General features: G+C 60.4%; 16 protein-coding genes and 2 pseudogenes. 10 read left to right on the forward strand and 8 right to left on the reverse strand.

The annotated features are described in order from the left end of the window. Window positions 1-29: 29 nt before the first annotated feature. The 7 genes from Thiowin_RS15685 to Thiowin_RS15715 all read right to left on the reverse strand — a co-directional run bounded on the left by Thiowin_RS15685 (window position 30) and on the right by Thiowin_RS15715 (window position 8,965). A complete protein-coding gene (locus Thiowin_RS15685) occupies window positions 30-470 on the reverse strand; it encodes a hypothetical protein (RefSeq protein ID WP_328983926.1) in 441 nt (146 codons plus the stop codon). A 351-nt stretch (window positions 471-821) separates the two neighbouring features. Then, window positions 822-3,161: a putative bifunctional diguanylate cyclase/phosphodiesterase gene (locus tag Thiowin_RS15690; RefSeq protein WP_328983927.1), complete on the reverse strand. Its 2,340-nt coding sequence runs from the start codon at window positions 3,159-3,161 to the stop codon at window positions 822-824. Beyond that, entirely contained in the window at window positions 3,158-6,217 is a 3,060-nt protein-coding gene (locus tag Thiowin_RS15695) for a chemotaxis protein CheB (RefSeq protein ID WP_328988098.1), read from the reverse strand. Before Thiowin_RS15695 ends, Thiowin_RS15690 begins: the two co-directional genes overlap by 4 nt. A gap of 249 nt (window positions 6,218-6,466) precedes the next feature. After that, complete coding sequence (locus Thiowin_RS15700; protein ID WP_328983928.1) at window positions 6,467-6,751, reverse strand: hypothetical protein; 285 nt, start codon at window positions 6,749-6,751, stop codon at window positions 6,467-6,469. A 21-nt stretch (window positions 6,752-6,772) separates the two neighbouring features. After that, window positions 6,773-6,916: an entericidin A/B family lipoprotein gene (locus Thiowin_RS15705; RefSeq protein WP_328983929.1), complete on the reverse strand. Its 144-nt coding sequence runs from the start codon at window positions 6,914-6,916 to the stop codon at window positions 6,773-6,775. Between the two features lie 264 nt (window positions 6,917-7,180). Beyond that, a complete protein-coding gene (locus Thiowin_RS15710; RefSeq protein ID WP_328983930.1) occupies window positions 7,181-7,933 on the reverse strand; it encodes an MBL fold metallo-hydrolase in 753 nt (250 codons plus the stop codon). Between the two features lie 264 nt (window positions 7,934-8,197). Then, the gene (locus Thiowin_RS15715; protein ID WP_328983931.1) at window positions 8,198-8,965 is read right to left on the reverse strand and encodes a Crp/Fnr family transcriptional regulator; all 768 of its coding nucleotides are present in this window, start codon (window positions 8,963-8,965) and stop codon (window positions 8,198-8,200) included. A gap of 95 nt (window positions 8,966-9,060) precedes the next feature. On the opposite strand from Thiowin_RS15715, the gene Thiowin_RS25360 reads away from it, so the two are divergent. From Thiowin_RS25360 to Thiowin_RS15735, 4 genes and pseudogenes are all read left to right on the forward strand, one after another. Further along, window positions 9,061-9,390 carry a Thivi_2564 family membrane protein gene (locus Thiowin_RS25360; protein WP_408034090.1) on the forward strand — a complete coding sequence of 110 codons (330 nt, stop codon included), beginning with the start codon at window positions 9,061-9,063 and terminating at the stop codon, window positions 9,388-9,390. A gap of 243 nt (window positions 9,391-9,633) precedes the next feature. Next, entirely contained in the window at window positions 9,634-9,822 is a 189-nt protein-coding gene (locus Thiowin_RS15725) for a CsbD family protein (RefSeq protein ID WP_328983932.1), read from the forward strand. Window positions 9,823-10,052: 230 nt separating this feature from the next. Next, window positions 10,053-12,294, forward strand: a pseudogene (locus Thiowin_RS15730) (cyclic beta 1-2 glucan synthetase); the annotation flags it as partial. Window positions 12,295-12,456: 162 nt separating this feature from the next. Beyond that, entirely contained in the window at window positions 12,457-13,635 is a 1,179-nt protein-coding gene (locus Thiowin_RS15735) for a DesA family fatty acid desaturase (RefSeq protein WP_328983934.1), read from the forward strand. An 18-nt stretch (window positions 13,636-13,653) separates the two neighbouring features. Here Thiowin_RS15735 and Thiowin_RS15740 read toward each other — a convergent pair. Continuing rightward, window positions 13,654-13,782 (reverse strand): annotated as a pseudogene (locus tag Thiowin_RS15740) (Crp/Fnr family transcriptional regulator); the annotation flags it as partial. A 284-nt stretch (window positions 13,783-14,066) separates the two neighbouring features. Between Thiowin_RS15740 and Thiowin_RS15745 the strand changes: the two are divergent. The 6 genes from Thiowin_RS15745 to Thiowin_RS15770 all read left to right on the forward strand — a co-directional run bounded on the left by Thiowin_RS15745 (window position 14,067) and on the right by Thiowin_RS15770 (window position 17,242). Beyond that, window positions 14,067-14,255 carry a Thivi_2564 family membrane protein gene (locus tag Thiowin_RS15745; protein WP_328983935.1) on the forward strand — a complete coding sequence of 63 codons (189 nt, stop codon included), beginning with the start codon at window positions 14,067-14,069 and terminating at the stop codon, window positions 14,253-14,255. A gap of 43 nt (window positions 14,256-14,298) precedes the next feature. Next, window positions 14,299-14,517, forward strand: a complete 219-nt coding sequence (locus Thiowin_RS15750; protein ID WP_328983936.1) for a hypothetical protein — start codon at window positions 14,299-14,301, stop codon at window positions 14,515-14,517. Between the two features lie 64 nt (window positions 14,518-14,581). Continuing rightward, on the forward strand, window positions 14,582-15,655 hold the full coding sequence (locus tag Thiowin_RS15755; protein ID WP_328983937.1) for a DUF2333 family protein: 1,074 nt from the start codon (window positions 14,582-14,584) through the stop codon (window positions 15,653-15,655). Between the two features lie 25 nt (window positions 15,656-15,680). After that, window positions 15,681-16,325: a carboxypeptidase-like regulatory domain-containing protein gene (locus tag Thiowin_RS15760; RefSeq protein WP_328983938.1), complete on the forward strand. Its 645-nt coding sequence runs from the start codon at window positions 15,681-15,683 to the stop codon at window positions 16,323-16,325. 132 nt (window positions 16,326-16,457) lie between these two features. Beyond that, a complete protein-coding gene (locus Thiowin_RS15765; RefSeq protein WP_328983939.1) occupies window positions 16,458-16,643 on the forward strand; it encodes a CsbD family protein in 186 nt (61 codons plus the stop codon). A gap of 35 nt (window positions 16,644-16,678) precedes the next feature. Beyond that, entirely contained in the window at window positions 16,679-17,242 is a 564-nt protein-coding gene (locus Thiowin_RS15770) for a lipid-binding SYLF domain-containing protein (protein WP_328983940.1), read from the forward strand. The last annotated feature ends 63 nt before the right edge of the window (window positions 17,243-17,305 follow it).

The following is a 17,305-nucleotide window of genomic DNA, read 5'->3' on the forward strand; positions in this document are numbered from 1 at the left end:
GGATCGCTATTGATGCGTCCTCGCGCGCTTTACTTCGAGGCGGACTGGTTTGCCTTCCAAGTCTTCATCTCCATTTCGGCTTCTGCCTTGGCACGGGTCTCAACCGCCTTCGCCTCAGTCACGCACACGTCCCGCGCATCACCTGCCTGGTCATCGCACTTTTCCTTGGCGACGGCGTATTCAGCGTCCGCCTTGGCAAGGAGCACATCGTAGTGGTGCTTGGCGCTGGGTTCCGCGCGCGCTTCGAGTTCTGCCTTGGCAATTTCCTCATTCCCCTTAGCTTCGGCGATGCAAACATCCTTCTTGTTCCCGGAATGTGAATCGCATTTTGCCTTATCCAACTTGTAGGTATCCGCGATGCGATCTTCCTCCGCTTTATACTCACTCTTCGGCAGACTCTGCGCCAGCGCGCCAGCGCTGAAAACAAGGCCGATGGCGGCGGCAATGGCTGTTGTATTCAAGGTTTTCATGGATCATTCCTCATTGAGTTAATCGAAATTTACCAAACCGGGCAACGACGCATGATTTTTGATTGCGCGAAACACCATCATTTTCAATGCTGACCGAAGCCCAGGTAAAAAGCTTACTCGAGAAATCAAGCGACATCCGTTCGATAACGTACATAAAGAAAAGATCAGTGATTGTTCGTCAGTCGCCAGTGATAAAAAAACCAAGATGACAAAGATGACGAAGCTGATTCATGAACCAATGAGAAAGGCGAATACATCTCCCGCCGCAAAGCCGACCTTGTCCATGCCTCGGACAAAGACCCTCGGACTCCGGAAGACCTGAAAAGCTCGCGCACCCTGGATGCAATCCGACTAAGGGTCGCGTTCAGGCGTGGGCAATCGGCGTTGGTACCAGGTGGTGAATTCCTCCCCGGTCATGGGCTCGCCGAGAAAGAACCCCTGTGCCTGGTCGCAGCCAAGGTCGCGCACGGAACCCAGTTCGGCCTCGGTCTCGACACCGATGGCGGTGACCTTGATCCGCAGGGCCTGGCCAAGACGCACGATGGTCTCGATCATGGCCGGCGCATGGGGGCCGTCGTCCAGGTGGCGCACCAGCGTCTGGTTGATCTCCAGGCTGTCCAGCGGCAGGTCTTCGATCTCGCCGAGACAGGAAGGGCCGAGACCAAAGTCATCCAGGGTCACCCGCACTCCGAGCGCGTGCAGTTGATCCAGCAGATGGCGCGTTGCCTGACTATCCCGCAGCAGCGTGGCCTCGCCCACGGCCAGCGACACCAGGGCCGGATTAACCCCACCGGTCTGCAGCGCGTCCTCGAGTCGTTGGAGAAATGTCTGATGGCGGAACTGACGCGCCGAGACGTTTACAGTGATGGCAATGGTGGGCAATCCCTGGTCCCGCCAGGCGCGATGCTGGCGCAATACCTCTTGCAGTACCCAAGCGCCGATGTCATGAATGAGTCCGGCCGATTCAGCCATCGGCAGGAAGGCCAGCGGCGCGATCCCACTGCCGTCGACTTGCGGCCAGCGCAGCAATGCCTCGACCCCGATGACCGCGCCACTGCGCAGATCGAGTGTCGGTTGGTACAGCAGTTGAAAGCCGTTGCGCGACACCGCCTTGCGCAGACTGGTCTTCAGCGCCATGACGGCCTGGGACTGGCGCTCCAGCACCGCGTTGACGAACTGAAACTGCCCCGGGCTCACATGCTTGGCGTGATACATCGCCTGATCCGCCCCTTTGATCAGGGCGTCGATGGTCGCCGCGTCATCCGGATAGAGGCTGATGCCGATGCTCGGCAGGCAGCTCAGCTCCTGCTCGGCGACCGCGTAAGGGCGCGCCAAGGCGGCCAGGGCCGCGGCGGCGGCGCTGGCCGCGTCGGCCTCATCACGAATGTTGGCCATGACGACCACGAACTCATCGCCGCCGAGTCGGGCCACCAGATCCTCGGCGCGAAAGGCCGCGCGCAGGCGTTGCGCGGTCTGCCGCAGCACCTCGTCGCCTGCGGCGTGGCCGTGGTTGTCGTTGATAATCTTGAACCGGTCGAGGTCGACAAAAAGCACCGCCAGGCGTTTACCCGCGCGCCCGGCGCCGGCCAACATCTGCGTGGCCATCGGCTCGAGCAGGCTGCGGCCCGGCAATCCGGTCAAAGGGTCGTGCTGGACCAAGCGCAGTGCATGTTCCTCGGCCTCCTTGCGTTGGGTGATGTCCTGGTGAACGATCAGCACCCGATCAATCTGGCCGGCGTGATCGCGGATCGGCTCCAGAAAGGCCGCGAGCCACCGGTACTGGCCGTTCTCGTCCTGTTGGCGATAGTGGGTTTCTGGCGGCGCCTCGCCGTCGCTGGCAAAGCGGGTGAAATTGCCGCGCACAGGTTCGCGATCATCCGGGTGCACGCGGGCCAGCCAGGCCTCCAAACTGAGCAGCGCGCCGGTGTTTTCTGCTTCGTCCGCCGACGCCAGCTTGGCCTGCGGCAGCGACAGTTCGCCATTACGCGGACACCACTCCATGAAGCCGATCTCGGCGATCCCGGCAACCCATTGCAAGCGCGCTTGGGCATCGAGCAGCCGCTGCTCGCCCGCCTTGGTCGCCGTGATGTCGTTTAGGGTGGCTCGCCACTGGTCGTCTTCATCCGTCTGTGGCGGTTCGCGACAGCTGTCGAGACGGATCCAGCGCGAGATACCCTGTTGCTCGCGCAGACGCAGCTCGCAGCTTTGCGGCTCGCCGGTGGTCCGCAGTTGTTGTCGGCTGCGATAGAGGATGTCCTGATCCTCGGGGAGGATAAATCGGGTCAGGGGAAGGCCGGTCAAGGCGACACGCGGGGTCTGGAGCAGGGTGGCGGCGGCCAGGTTGGCCTCCTTGATCATGCCCTTGTCGGTCAGGGTCACATAGCCAATCGGCGCCAGATCATAGAGATCGAAGTAGCGCGCGCGAGCACTCTCCAGCGCCTCTTGGGTGCGCAGCAACTGCTCGTTTTGCAGCTCGAGTTCGAGCTGATGCACCCGCAACTCATGGATCAGGCGTTCGCTGTCCTTGGCCGTGGGCGCGTCCGGCGCCAGACGATCCGCCGGGTTGGCGGGCGCCGACAGGCGCTCCTCGGCCTGTCGGCGCAGCCGCGCCGAGGTCTCTTCTTGAGTGGGCGGGGGGATGCCTCCGCCGCCCGGCAGGTTCATGTCCTCGGGAGCATGCGGGTCGCTCATGATTGAATCTCGGGCGTTAGGGGCGAAGCGTCTTTGGTGTTCCCGCGGTGCGTCACGGACCCGTCCGTGATGTCGTCGAAGGCGAGCAGGATCATGCCGGGCTGGCCCGCGCCAGGGTCAATGCCGCGGGCGTTCAGCCGCAGCGAGCGGGTGCCGATGCCGGGAAAGTCCTGCTCCAGCGCAAAGTCATCGAAACTGCCGCCTTGGGCTTGGATCTCCCGCAGGCGATCACGCAGTGCCGGGACATCCCAGCGGTTGCCGCTCAGTGTGAACAGTGGCCGGTCAATGGTGTCCGCTTCCAGCAGTTGGAAGTGGCGGTAAAAGGCGCGGTTGGCCGACACCACCAGCAGGTCCGTATTCAGCACCACCAAGGGTTCGCGCACCGCATCGACGACCGCCTCGGCAAAGACACCGGCGGCGCGCACCGCGTCGGTGCCGCGCTTGCGCTCGGAGATGTCGACAAAGGTGATAACGGCGCCCTCAATGACGTTCTCCAATGTGCGGTAGGGTCGGATGCGCATCAGGTACCAGGCGCCATCCCGGGTCTGCACCTCCTGCTCGCGCGGGGTCAGATCCTCGAGCACCGCCCGCGCGTCGTCGGTGAGATCGCCGTAGTCGGCCAGGTTGGAGACGATATCGCCGACCGGTCGACCGATGTCGGCCGGGATCAGCTTGACCAGGCGGGTTGCCGTCGGCGTGAAGCGGGTGATGCGCAGTTGCTGGTCGACAAACAGAGTCGCCACCCCGGTGCCAGCGAGCAGGTTGTTCATGTCGTTGTTGGCGCGCGAAAGATCGGCGACCTTGGCCTGGAGTTCGGCGTTGACGGTGGCCAGCTCCTCATTGACCGATTGCAGCTCTTCCTTGGATGTCTCCAGCTCCTCGTTGGTGGATTGGATCTCCTCATTGACCGACTGCATCTCCTCGTTGGTGGATTTCAGCTCCTCGTTGGCGGTCTCCATCTGTTCGCGCGTGGCTTGCAGGTAGTCCTCTTTCGCGCGCAGTTCCAGCTCCAGTTCGGCGATGCGCGCGTTTGGCGTCTGGTCCGCGTCGCCGCTGGCCGGCATGCTTTCCACCGCCTTGCCCATCTCGGTCGCGGCCAGCGCCGACGGGACGGCCTCGGGTGGTTGCGCCGCGGCCAGCTCGAGGACGACGAGATACAAGTCCGTCTGTCGCTGGCCGTCGCCGGGCGCCGACAGCGGGCAAACAGTCAGATCGACGCGGCTGAAGTCGCCGTTGGTCTTCACCCGCAGCCCCGGGCAGTGGATCCTCTCGTGGTGGGTGAAGGCGCGGTGCAGCGCGGTCATCAGCGCGCGGCGCAAGCCCTCGCGCGCCATGGCGAGAACCCGCATGACCGCGTCGCCCGGGGCGGGCTCCAGGTACAGCCCGGTGCGACCATGAATATGAAGGATCTCACCCTGGCCGTTGACGAGCAGACCCACAGGAGCACAGTGACGCAGCAGGGCCTGCTCGGTGAGGGCGCGCAGATCGGGCTTGGGCGCGTTGCGACCGGCGTTGCGAGCCGCCACGGCGGGAGGCTGGGCATCCGCGAGGCTGGCCGACGCCGCAAGTGCCTCGGGCATGACCGAGGTCGGAACCAAGGTGCCGCGCGGTGGCTCCAGACGGCTGTAGAGCTTCCATTTGCGGTTGAGCGGCGCGAACAGGGCCGGCACCTCGCCGACGGTCTCGGAGTTGCCCAAAAAGAGCGCCGCGTCCGGATTCAGGGCATAGTGAAACAGCTCGATCAGGCGCCTTTGCAGGTCACCCTTGAGATAGATCAGCAGGTTGCGACAACTGATCAGATCCATCCGGGAAAAGGGCGGATCCTGCACCAGATCCTGCTCGGAGAACACCAGCAGATCACGCACCACCTTCTGTACCCGGCAACCCCCGTCTGCGTCCTCCGCGAAAAAGCGCGTCAGCCGCGCCGCCGGGACATCGGCCGCGATGCTGGCCGGATAGCGGCCGGCGCGGGCTTGCGCGATGGCGCGTGGATCGATGTCGGTCGCGAACACTTGCACCTTGAACCTCTGCTTGAGGGTTTCCAGGTGCTCGCGCAGCAGGATGGCGATGGAGTAGGCCTCCTCGCCGGTCGAGCAACCGCAGACCCACACCCGCAGGGTCGCGCCCGCCGGCTTGCCGGCGAACAGACGCGGAATCACCTCCGTCTCCAGTGCGGCGAAGGCCTCGGGGTCGCGGAAGAAGCTGGTCACACCGATCAGCAGATCGCCAAACAACGCCCCGATCTCCGCCGGATCCGAGCGCAGGTAGCTGACATAGTCGGCCTGTTGATCAATTTGATGCAGCGCCATGCGCCGCTCGATCCGGCGCCGCAGGGTCGTCTCTTTGTATTCAGAGAAATCATGGCGGGTCGTTTCGCGCAGCAGGATGCAGATGTTGCTCAGAACATCCTCGGACTGCGGCGATGCGACGCCCGGCGTTCGCGAGCCCTTGCCGAAGGCCTGCGCCGCGTAGGCGATGAGCCGCGCCGGCATCTCTGCCGGCGGCAGCACATAATCGGCATTCCCGCTGGCGATGAGGCTGCGTGGCATGCCGTCGTAGGCGGCCGTCTCGGGCGTCTGGACCATCACCAGGCCGCCTTCGCCCTTGATCGCCCGCGCGCCCAGGGTGCCGTCGCTGCCGGTGCCGGAGAGCAGCACACAGATCGCCCGCTCGTGCTGGTCTTGTGCCAGGGAGTGGAAGAAAAAATCGATCGGCAAACGCAACCCGCGCGGCGCCGTGGGTTCGAGCAGGTGCAGCGCACCCTTGACCAGCGCCATGTCGCGCCTGGGTGGGATGATGTAGGCGCAGTTCGGCTCCACCCGCATGCCGTCCTCGACCTCCTGGACCTGCATGCGGGTGTAGCGCTTGACCAGCTCGCTCAGGATGCTCTTGTGATCCGGCGCGAGATGCTGCACCAGCACGAAGGCCATGCCGGGCGCGCGATCCGCCGCAATGGCCGAGAAGAAGGCCTCGAAGGCCGCCAGACCGCCGGCGGAGGCACCGATGCCGACAATCGGAAAGACCGGCGGGGTTGCGCGCTCCGGCGGCGGCCCCATGGCATTCGCGTCCTCGCTCGCGGCGGCCTGGATTGGCGGCTCTGGGGTGTCCAAACCTTTCTCCTCATGAGGGCGTCAAGATTCTGGCCTGCCTGGGCCTGTCTGGTTCTGTCTGGGCTGGTGCAATGCCAGCTATGTCGGTCTGGCAGGCGCCGACTGATTCGCGCCCCCTTGCGAATGCTAAGCGGGAAGGGCGCTAAAGCATCGATGGCACCGAGTCCCGCCGGGGCCGCAACCCCGGTCCGGGCATCAGCAATTGTGGTGGCGCTCGCCGGTTTGAGGTGCGGGGTCGCGCGCGAGCGCGCGATAGATGGCCGGAATGTCAATCCCGTAGTCGGCCAGCTGGCGATCCAGGTCTTGGAGTTGATGCTGGTCATTCTCACTGTGACTGCGCAGGTAGACCAGGGAAATTCTGCGCCGTTCACGAATCAAGTTTTTGAGCAGTAAATCGCGAAGCTTGATGGATTTCTTCACCGGACGATGGGATGCAATCGGCCGTTGCCGATAGATTGGCGCCTCGTCGAATTGCGTCATGGTCAAGCTCCCATTGTTGCTTCACATATCCTCTTTAACGCTGCGCGCCGCGCCGCTCACGGCGCTGCCGCCGCTCTGGATGTCTTTACCCGCGCCTTCTATCGTGCCGCAACCAGAGATCGCTGTGATCCCAATCAGCAGGACTAGGCTTAACAGTATTTTCATTATCCTCACCTCTTGCAGTGGCCTGTGTTTGGCGTGCCGATAGTCTATTTGATCACCGCCGCCGCTTTATTGTTGGAACGGAAATCTCAGAACGCATCCAACGGGCAGAAATGGAAATCTAGCCTAAACGCCGCATGCTGTCGGTGCGTTAGCGAACTTTGGCACTCGTGCCCGCGAGCAAGAGCACTCGCAACATGGTGATGCCTGGATGCCGCGGCAGGGGTCTTTCGGCCTGATGGGACGGCGCTGAACCCATGCCTGGTGTTAGCCTTGATCGCTTGCCGGGCAAGGACCGCGAAACTGTTCCGGCACATTGCTCGGACAGACACCGCAGTCCTCATTACCTGGCACCGCGAAATCGATCTTGCGCGGATAGGGCAGATCAAGTCCGTCCATCAGCGCGACGAAGTCGTCTTTCGTGCGGCCGTGATTGAGGCGCGGATTGCGCGCCTTCTCCTGGGCGATGCTCGAGACAAAGCGCTGCTCGTAGTCGTGGCCGGGATAGACCAGGGTCTCGTCTGGCAACGAAAACAGCTTGTTGTGAATACTGTGGTAGAGCGTGGCGGCATCGCCGGATTGAAAGTCAGTGCGACCACAGGCCTCGATCAGCAGCGCGTCGCCGGTAAAAAGGACTTTCTGCACCGGGGTGTCGATCAAAAAGGCATGATGATGGTCGGTGTGGCCGGGGGTGAAGAGCGGATTGAGTACGACCGATCCGAGCATGACAGGGACACCCTCTTGCACGCCGATATCGGCGCAGGGCAGATCGAGCATCTTCGGATAGGCAATCTGGCAGCTCGTGCGCTGCTTGAGGCGTCGCGCACTGCTGAGGTGGTCGGCATGCACATGGGTATCAAGGGTCGCCAAGAGCGCCAGGCCGAGATCCTTGAGCACCTGCAGATCCCTTTCAAGGGTATCCAGCACAGGGTCGATCAAAATCGCCTGACGGGTCTGCTCGCAGCCGAGTAGATAGGTGTAAGTGGACGAGTCGGACTCGAACAGTTGCTTAAAAATCATTGTTGAAACTCCTTTGTGCCTGCTGGTCGGACCTGCATTCGCGGTTTTGGCCTCGGTCGCGGGGTCTCGGCGGCCAGGATGTCGCCGGGAAGCCGACCCAAAGGGTATCTTCACGGCGCTCCCCTGACCGCCGCCCGGGCCAACACGCGCGAAAAATCGAGATCAATTGGGTATCGGAGGATGCACGAAGCCCGCGCGGGGCATCCGAGCGCCGAGCGCCGAGCACCAAAGGCTCGTCCGCTCATTGGTCGGCAACCCTTAAGGTTAGGCCCTTGGCGGCAACAGGCGCTGAAATTCCCTGCGCACCACGTCGTAGCACTCGCACACCCGTGCCTCCAGTCCTGGTCGGTCCAGCACGGTAATGTGTCCGCGACTGTAGTGAATCAAACCGGCGCTTTGTAAATCCCCGGCCGCCGCGGTAACGCCCTCGCGCCGCACCCCGAGCATATTGGCGATCAGCTCCTGGGTCATGCGCAGTTCGTTCGCTGGCAGGCGGTCGAGGCTGAGCAGCAGCCAACGGCACAGTTGCTGGTCGATACTGTGGTGTCTATTACACACCGCAGTCTGGGCCATCTGGGTCAGCAGCGCCATGGTGTAGCGCAGCAACAGCGGCTGCAGCTTGCCAAGGCGGCGCCCGCCAAAGCGGGCGAATTCGCGCCGAAGCACGGATCCTTCCAAGCGATAGGCGTGCCCCGCGCTTTGCACCACGGCCCGGTTCGGCACGGTCTCCCCACCCATGAACACGGCAACACCGAGGATACCCTCGTTGCCGACCACGGCGATCTCTGCCGATGCGCCGTCCTCCATCACATAGAGCAGAGAGACGATGGTGTCCGTGGGGAAATAGACGTGACTCAATCCCCCGCCCGATTCATACAAGGCCAGACCAAGCGGCAGCGAAACCTGCTCCAAATGCGGGCGCAGCCGCTCGAACTCCGCCTTGGGGAGCGCCGCGAGAAGCTGATTCTGACAGGCGGACGCTCGCACGGGCAAGGGCGTGGCCGTGGCTTTTAGTATGGATGCGGTGGACATTGGTCGATCCCGGATTGTGCCGTCGTGGGGGCGGAAGCAATATCTCGAGGCCAAGGTATCCCACGGCCTTCAATCAAGGGTATCCGGAGAAGTCCTTGCCCGCGTATCGGGGGAACACCCATGTGCCTGTCGGGCAACTTACCCGAGTATCCGCTCTGTACGCTAGCGAACAGAGCATCCCCGTGCCGGGCGATATCCTGAGCCTGTCTCGAAAACCATCTCAGCGGAGAAAAACCATGCCTTTGATTACCTTGATCGTCACCCTTGCGGTGGTTGGCCTGATTCTTTGGGCAATCAATACCTATCTACCAATGGACGGCAAAATCAAGCAAATATTGAATATCGTCGTCCTCATTGTCGTCATTCTCTGGTTGCTGTCCGTTTTCGGCATTCTGCCTTCAATGTCGACCATGCGGATCGGCTAGTGAATCGACAGAGTTTGTTAACGATCGAGAAGCACGTCATCATGAATACAATCAGGATCGTCGCGATTGTCTTGATCATTTCCGGCGGATTGAGTCTGGCTTACGGCGGCTTCAGTTACAGCGGAAAGTAATGTGCGATGCCGTACCGACCAATATCGCCAATGCGTTTAGGGTATGAGATGAGCGATGGGAAACATCACTCAAAGCTCGGTCCGTCATCAATTCACCTGTTGGGAGAGTTTCATGAACAAAACGCAAGCTGAAGGCCACTACAAGCAAGCCAAGGGAAAGGTCAAGGAAGTCACCGGCAAGGTTCTTGGCAACGAGGAGCTGGAGATCAAAGGCAAGATTCAAAAGAAAGCCGGGAAAGTTAAAGCGCATGTTGGCGAGGTCGCGGAAAACGTTGACCAAGCCATCCATGACAAAAGATAGGGAAGGGATTCCAAACTCGCGGTGAGAACCCGCGCCGTGCTGTCGTGATGACTTATCTCGAGGAGTCCGATCAAACCTTGACCCGACTCGGATAACGCGCGGGCCGCTTGGCTCGCGCGTGCCGGCATTGGGTCTGGCAAGAACCCTCACAAAGGTATTTTGTTTTTTCGCCAATGCCCAAGACCTGACCGCTATACCAATCAATCCAGGAGATCGCGCACGTGAATCCAATGAGTACAAGGCTGCGCGAGGTCTGGTTGGCATTGCGGTCGCGACCCGGGCTTCCCGCTGATTCCGCCATCGGCAAAGAGCCACCGCTGCGCGGGGAGTTGTTCAGCGCGGCGCAAATGGAGCACCACGGCAAGGTTCTGGCCGCGAGGCATCGACTGATGCCTGGCCATCCCCCGGATCGGTTGCTGGGACGCCTGAGCGAAAATGGGAAAATTCTGGTGGATGCCTGTCGGTTGCTGATGGTCGCGGTAACCGAGAACCGTCGTATCGCGCCCGCCGGCGAATGGCTGCTCGATAACTTTTATCTGATCGAGGAGCAGATCCGCACGGCCAAGCGGCATCTTCCAAAGGGCTACAGCCGCGAGCTGCCACGTCTGCGCAACGGTCCCGCAAACGGCCTGCCCAGGGTCTATGACTTGGCGCTGGAGATCATCGCCCACGGCGACGGTCGGGTGGATCCAGAAAATCTCAGCCGTTTTATCGCCGCCTATCAGAGCATCACCGTTCTGCGCCTCGGCGAGCTATGGGCCATTCCCATCATGCTGCGCTTGGCGTTGATCGAGCATCTTCGTCGGGTGGCGGCACGGGTCGCCGCCAGTCGCGTGGATCAGAATCTGGCCGATAGCTGGGCTGATCGGATGCTGACAATGGCAGGCACCGATCCCAAGAATCTGATCCTGATCATCGCGGACATGGCACGCTCAACACCGCCGATGTCCGGCGCCTTCGTCGCCGAGCTGGCGCGTCGGCTGCAAGGGCGCAACGCCGCCCTGGCCTTGCCACTGACCTGGATTGAACAACAGCTCGGCAAGTCCGGACAAAGCATTGAGCAGCTGGTGCGGGTAGAGAACCAGCAGCAGGCTGGGGATCAGGTCTCCATCGGCAACAGCATCGGCAGCCTGCGCTTCCTCGGCGCGATGGACTGGCCCGAGCTGGTCGAGACCATGAGCCAGGTGGAAACTACCCTGCGCAAGGATCCTGTCGGCGTTTATGGGCGCATGGATTTCGCGACGCGGGATCGCTACCGGCACGCGGTGGAGCGGATCGCCAAGCGCGGACGCTTGTCCGAGCCCGAGGTGGCGCGCGCGGCCATTGCGCTGGCGCGGGCCGGCGCGGCCTCGGTCGCGACCGACTCGGCCGAGACCACCTCAAATCCCGCCAACCTCCGATCCCACGCCCGCGCGGCCCATGTCGGCGAATACCTGATCGGTCGCGGCAGGCCGGAACTCGAGCGGCGCGCCGGACTGCGCCACTTCGGCCTGGTCTGGCTGCAAAATCCCGGGGGGCGAGCGGCCCTGGCGCTCTACCTCGGCGGCATCTTTTTGCTGACAAGCGGCTTTTCCTGGAGCTTGCTGACGCAGGCCAGCGGAGCCCCGAGTTGGTTGCTGCCCATTCTCGCGGTCATGGCGGTGCTTGGAACCAGTCAGCTGGCGGTCGCATTGGGGAACTGGCTGGCGAGCCTTCTCGCCACTCCCCATGCGCTGCCACGGATGGACTGTTCCGCCGGCATACCGGCGCAAGCCCGCACCCTGGTCGCAACACCGACCCTGCTCGGCAGCGCGCACGGCATCGAGACCCTGCTCGAATCGCTGGAAGTGCGCTTCCTCGCCAATCGCGACGCCCATCTGCACTTCGCCTTGCTGACCGACCTGCACGATGCGCCAAGCGAGACGCTGCCGGGCGATCAGTCATTGGTCGACAAAGCCGCGCGCGGTGTCGCCGCGCTCAATACCAAATACCCACACCCGAATGGCAATTATTTCTTCCTGTTTCATCGACCGCGCCGGTGGAACACGCGCGATGGAACCTGGATGGGCTACGAGCGCACGCGCGGCAAGCTCATGGACCTCAACGCCCTGCTGCGCGGCGACAATGCCGTGCGACACCACGCACCAGCGCACAGAGATGGCGCGCGCGACGCTCGCTCGGCAACCCGGGTTGACACCAGGGGCGGAAGTGACCGCGCCACCCGTCACGGGGGGACGCTTTTCGCTGATCATCGGCGACGAGCTGATGTTTCCAAATCTGCGCTACGTGATTACGTTAGACGCCGACACCCAGCTCCCGCGCGACGCCGCCCGGGAGATGGTCGGTGCCATGGAGCACCCGCTCAATCAGCCGCGATTCGTCCCCGCGCTGGGCCGCGTTTCCGCCGGCTACGGCATCCTGCAGCCACGCGTGGCGGTGAGCCTGCCCGGCTCCAATCGCTCGCGCTTCGCGCGCCTGCATGGGCAGGACGCGAAAAGAGAGCATGACAAAGCGCGTCCGCGGCAGAAATAGGGGCTGCCCCGATATTGCTATCGGAAAATGACTGTTAGCCTGTCCTAGCAGTCATTGGCTTGTGACCAATTTTTAGGCTTGACGCCACTGCTGATCTGTCAACCTGACTTGGAGTCCCTTCCCATGCCGCTTGGTCTCATTGAACTGCCCTGGTGGGGCTATGTCCTGGTCATCCTGGGCTTGACCCACATCACCATTGCCTCGGTCACCATCTTTCTGCACCGGCATCAGGCGCATCACGCCCTGGATTTGCATCCGCTCGCTAGCCACTTCTTTCGTGCCTGGCTGTGGCTAACCACCGGAATAGTGACGCGCGAATGGGTTGCCATCCATCGTAAGCATCATGCCAAGTGCGAGACCCCGGAGGATCCGCACAGTCCGCAGATCCATGGACTCAACAAGGTGCTCTTTGATGGCGTGGATCTCTATCGGCGCGAGTCCACTGTGGCCGAGACACTCGAGCGCTACGGGCAGGGCACGCCCAATGATGCACTCGAACGCCACCTCTACTCAGGGCACAGCCACCTTGGCATTGGTCTGATGCTGGCGATGGATTTGGTGCTCTTTGGTCCCATCGGGCTGACCATCTGGGCCGTGCAGATGCTGTGGATTCCGTTCTTTGCCGCCGGGGTGATCAACGGCATCGGCCACTATTGGGGCTACCGGCGCTTCGCTCCAAATGACGCCTCCAGGAACATCCTGCCCTGGGGCATTCTGATCGCCGGGGAGGAACTGCATAATAATCACCATGCCTACGCCACCTCGGCGAAGCTGTCCAACCAGTGGTGGGAGATGGATCTCGGCTGGCTCTATATTCGCCTGCTCGCGCTGCTGGGGTTGGCAAGGATCCGGCGTGTGGCGCCCAAGTTACGCATCACCCCGACCAAACAGCACTGTGATGCTGGCACCCTCCAAGCCATTTTCACCCATCGCTATGCGGTTTTGGCTCGTTTTGTCAACAGTCTGAAACCAACAATCATGCAAGAAATTCGCCAACAGCGGGTTGGCGCAGCCCTCGGAATGACCGATCACAGGGCGCTGCAAGCGGTGCAGAATGGACTGCAACGCGGTGCTGAGCATTTAACGGAACAGGAACGCGCCATCCTGGAACAAGCGCTCGCGGCCAGCGCGCTATTGCGCATGCTGTTCGCGATGCGCCAGGAGCTGGTCGCCCTTTGGGGTCGCTCCAGCGTCCCGCGCGAGCAACTGATCGAACAACTCGACCGCTGGCTGCAACAAGCCGAGGCAAGCCGTGTTAGCGCGTTGCGACAGTTCTCCAAAAGCCTCTGCGGCTATGGTTGAATCCAGCGGGCGTGGCCGCTAGGCGCGGGTAGGCAACAGGCGCTGAAATTCCTTGCGCACCACTTCGTAGCACTCGCACACTTTTGCCTCCAGCCCGGATCGATCCAGCACGGTGATGTGACCGCGACTGTAGTGAATCAACCCAGCCACGGCGGTGCCCACCAAAGCGCGCAAATTCCCGCTTCAGCACCAACCCCGACAAGCGGCGCGGGCAGGAGTGGATTTGCGCATCTCGTTTATTGCACAAAGAAACCCTTTGCTGGTATCCGCTCCACTCCCTGGCCGGTTATCAGGTCAACACCTAGGCGCCTATCGGGGGCGTCACCATTCCACTCGCTCTGTGCGCCAGCGAACAGAGGCTGCGCATGGTGAGGACTATTCTTTTTCTTGTCCGATGGACAAACGCTTAATCTTCTGACCGGAGAAACGTCATGCCTTTAATTACTTTAATTATCACCCTTGCCGTCGTTGGTCTGATTCTGTGGGCTGTCAATACCTATCTGCCAATGGACGGGAAAATAAAGCAAATAATGAATATCGTCGTCGTCATTGTCGTGATTCTCTGGCTGTTGTCAGTCTTTGGAATCCTGCCTTCAATGTCGACGATGCGGATCGGGTAATGTAGCGGCGTGGGTTGTGTTACCGATTGAGAACAATGTCATCATGAATGCCATCAAGATTGCCGCTATTGTGTTAATTATTGCCGGTGGATTGGGACTGGCCTATGGCGGCTTCAGTTACACCGCGGAGTCTCGTCAGGCCAACATCGGTCCGATTGAGCTGACGATGAATGAGCGCCATTGGTTCAGTATTCCCGTCTGGGCGGGTATGGCGGCCATTACTATGGGTGTCTTGCTACTCGCTGTCCCAAGAAAAAACTAGCTGAAGTTCTTTAGCCGACCCACTTCACACCACCCTCCCTGACGGGAGGGGCAAGGAGAATCCTATGACAACTGTTACATCTTCAAAAAAGGAGGCTTTGACCAAGAAAGTTGCGAAGGTCGCGACCTACTACCATCCCAAAACCTGGAAAGAAAAAGGCGTCTGGTGGACCCTAGGGTTGTTTTCGATCACCTATCTGGTTGTTGTCATCATCCTGGGGATCTATTGGTCACGCTCACCGGGCCTGTTTGATGTGCGCGAACAAGCGTTATCGCTGATGGACAGTAACACGAGCAAGCTGGTGACCGGGACCATCACAACAGCCACGGCCATCCGCATCGGCGAGACGCTGCTCGACAAACCCGGCGGCTATTTAACCAACGATATCAGCCCGCCCGGGGTCTATTTGGATAACATCCCCAACTGGGAATTCGGCGCCTTGACGGCGTGGCGCGATCTGACCCATGCCATGCGCAATGACTTCAGCCGTTCTCAGTCCCAGTCGGTTGAAAACAAGGATCTGGCCATCGCGCAACCTCAGTCCAATTACCAATCAAATTCCTGGATTTTGCCCTCCAGCGAGTCGGAGTACCGCACCGGCATCAACGCCCTGCACCGTTACAACCGGGCGCTTGCCGCGACCGGAGACGCGCATGCGCAATTCTATGCCCGGGCTGACAATTTATCCGGCTACCTGGAAGTGGTCTCCAAGCGCCTTGGCAGCCTGGCGCAGCGCCTCTCCTTTGCAGTGGGTCAGGACGTGCTCGATAACGCCTTGGCCGGCGAGTCCAAGGCCAGTCAATCGACACCAAAACCCGCGCAAGAGAGAACCAAGACCCCGTGGATGAAAATTGATGACATCTTTTTCGAGGCGCGCGGTTACACCTGGGCTGTGCTGCATTCCTTAGAGGCGATGGAGATTGACTTTGCATCGGTGCTTGAGGACAAAAATGCAGCGGTTTCCCTGAAGCAAATCACCCGCGAATTGAAAAATACTCAAAACACTGTCTGGAGTCCGTTGATCCTCAACGGCCACGGTTTTGGCCCCATGGCGAATCATTCACTGGTGATGGCCTCTTATGTCTCCCGGGTCAATGCCGCGATTACCGATTTGCGCAATTTATTGCAAACGGGTTGAACCGGTCGTTATCCGGGTGCTTCAGGTGCCCATCAACCAATCAGTCAAAGAGGTGATCGAGATGGTCAATGTTCAGCGTTCGAGTTTAATCACCATGAGTTTGCTCCTGGGCGCGGGCGTGCTGATCCCGGTCGGTTCCCAGCCAAGGTGCGGGGATGAGCCGCGCGTGATTCTTGCTGGCGACATGATGCAGGTCGCCGAGACGCCAACAACCTGGGCTATACGACCTGCCGACGAAAAAAAATCATTGACGCAATTGCCTGGCCACCAGAGTGCAATCAGCGCGGGCGCGTCGGCACCGCCGCTGGATGTGATGTCCTCGGAGATCCAAACCCTTGATGGCATACGCTATGTCTCGGGCGGCATCGGTGAGAGTGAGCGTACTGAACTCAAGGCCATCGGACGGGAGTTTAACCTGCATTTGATGTTCGCGACCCAAGGCAGTGGCAAGTACCTTTCGGCGGTGCGGGTAAATATTCTAGATGCGCGCAGTAATCCAGTGCTGACCGTTGTCTCCAACGGCCCCTGGTTTCTTGCCCAATTGCCTGCGGGCCAGTACCGGGTTGAAGTGACACCCACGGGAAAAAGGGGTAAAGGCGAGACTCAAGGGAAAACTGTCAATCTTGGCAGCGAAGGCCAGGCGCAAATGGATTTCTATTGGAAAATATAGACGATGAGAAATTAAGCCTATGTACGCTAGCGTACCGAACAGATTTGCGAATACCTTTAGTCTGTGATTTGAGCGATGAGAAACATCACTCACAACCCCTCCGTCTTTATTCTGCGAATCAGGATTTTCTCCATGAACAAACAGCAAATGAATGGCCGTATTGATGAAGCAAAGGGCAAGGTGATGGAAGTTACCGGTAAGATGCTCGGCAATGAGAAACTTGAACTGCGGGGCAAAATTCAAAAGAAGGCCGGGCAGGTACGGGCGGGTGTCGGTGATGTAGCCGAAGACATTAATCACCCAAGCAAAGCACTTTAATCACGTCATTACTAAGGGCAGAACAGGAAATGAAAATGACTCCATCACAAAACAGAATGAAGCAACTCCTGCTCGCGACGGCGGCGACCTTCTCACTGCTTGCTGTCAGTGCGCAGGCTGTCGCTGCTACAGCGGAAGATCTGGATCGAGACGCATCTCAGGCATTGCAACTGCTTTATAAGTCCAACCCGACCGCGAAAGTCATCGCCGAGAAGGCAACAGCCATTCTGGTGTTTCCGAGCGTCATCAAGGCCGGGCTGGTATTTGGCGGTAGCTATGGCGAAGGCGTGCTCATGAAAGCGGACAAGGTTGCCGGTTATTACAACTCGGTGTCCGCGTCCTGGGGTTGGCAAGCGGGCGCTCAATCTTACAGCTATGTGGTCTTTTTGATGAACGACAAAGCCGTGACTTATCTTGATAAGTCGGAAGGTTGGGAAATCGGTGTTGGCCCCACTGTCGCTGTCGTGGATCAAGGGCTGGCTGAGAATCTGTCTTCGACAACGCTGCAAGACGATGCCTACGCCTTCATTTTCGATCAGAAGGGTCTGATGGCGAGTCTGAGCATTGAAGGGACCAAAATCAGTCCGATTAAACGTTGATTGGATGGAGACGCGCGGGCCAATGCTCGTGCGTTATTGCATTGAGGCATGTGTCAATCGTTA

Source organism: Thiorhodovibrio winogradskyi, from assembly GCF_036208045.1.
GTDB lineage: Bacteria > Pseudomonadota > Gammaproteobacteria > Chromatiales > Chromatiaceae > Thiorhodovibrio > Thiorhodovibrio winogradskyi.

What these genes read in the sequence shown, in the direction of transcription:
- Thiowin_RS15745 (WP_328983935.1), top strand. Translation starts at nt 14,067, where the DNA reads ATGCCTTTAATTACTTTAATTATCACCCTTGCCGTCGTTGGTCTGATT.
- Thiowin_RS15690 (WP_328983927.1), bottom strand. Translation starts at nt 3,161, where the DNA reads ATGAGCGACCCGCATGCTCCCGAGGACATGAACCTGCCGGGCGGCGGA.
- Thiowin_RS15735 (WP_328983934.1), top strand. Translation starts at nt 12,457, where the DNA reads ATGCCGCTTGGTCTCATTGAACTGCCCTGGTGGGGCTATGTCCTGGTC.
- Thiowin_RS15725 (WP_328983932.1), top strand. Translation starts at nt 9,634, where the DNA reads ATGAACAAAACGCAAGCTGAAGGCCACTACAAGCAAGCCAAGGGAAAG.
- Thiowin_RS15710 (WP_328983930.1), bottom strand. Translation starts at nt 7,933, where the DNA reads ATGATTTTTAAGCAACTGTTCGAGTCCGACTCGTCCACTTACACCTAT.
- Thiowin_RS15750 (WP_328983936.1), top strand. Translation starts at nt 14,299, where the DNA reads ATGAATGCCATCAAGATTGCCGCTATTGTGTTAATTATTGCCGGTGGA.
- Thiowin_RS15705 (WP_328983929.1), bottom strand. Translation starts at nt 6,916, where the DNA reads ATGAAAATACTGTTAAGCCTAGTCCTGCTGATTGGGATCACAGCGATC.
- Thiowin_RS15685 (WP_328983926.1), bottom strand. Translation starts at nt 470, where the DNA reads ATGAAAACCTTGAATACAACAGCCATTGCCGCCGCCATCGGCCTTGTT.
- Thiowin_RS15755 (WP_328983937.1), top strand. Translation starts at nt 14,582, where the DNA reads ATGACAACTGTTACATCTTCAAAAAAGGAGGCTTTGACCAAGAAAGTT.
- Thiowin_RS15695 (WP_328988098.1), bottom strand. Translation starts at nt 6,217, where the DNA reads ATGGGGCCGCCGCCGGAGCGCGCAACCCCGCCGGTCTTTCCGATTGTC.
- Thiowin_RS15770 (WP_328983940.1), top strand. Translation starts at nt 16,679, where the DNA reads ATGACTCCATCACAAAACAGAATGAAGCAACTCCTGCTCGCGACGGCG.
- Thiowin_RS15765 (WP_328983939.1), top strand. Translation starts at nt 16,458, where the DNA reads ATGAACAAACAGCAAATGAATGGCCGTATTGATGAAGCAAAGGGCAAG.
- Thiowin_RS15700 (WP_328983928.1), bottom strand. Translation starts at nt 6,751, where the DNA reads ATGACGCAATTCGACGAGGCGCCAATCTATCGGCAACGGCCGATTGCA.
- Thiowin_RS15715 (WP_328983931.1), bottom strand. Translation starts at nt 8,965, where the DNA reads ATGTCCACCGCATCCATACTAAAAGCCACGGCCACGCCCTTGCCCGTG.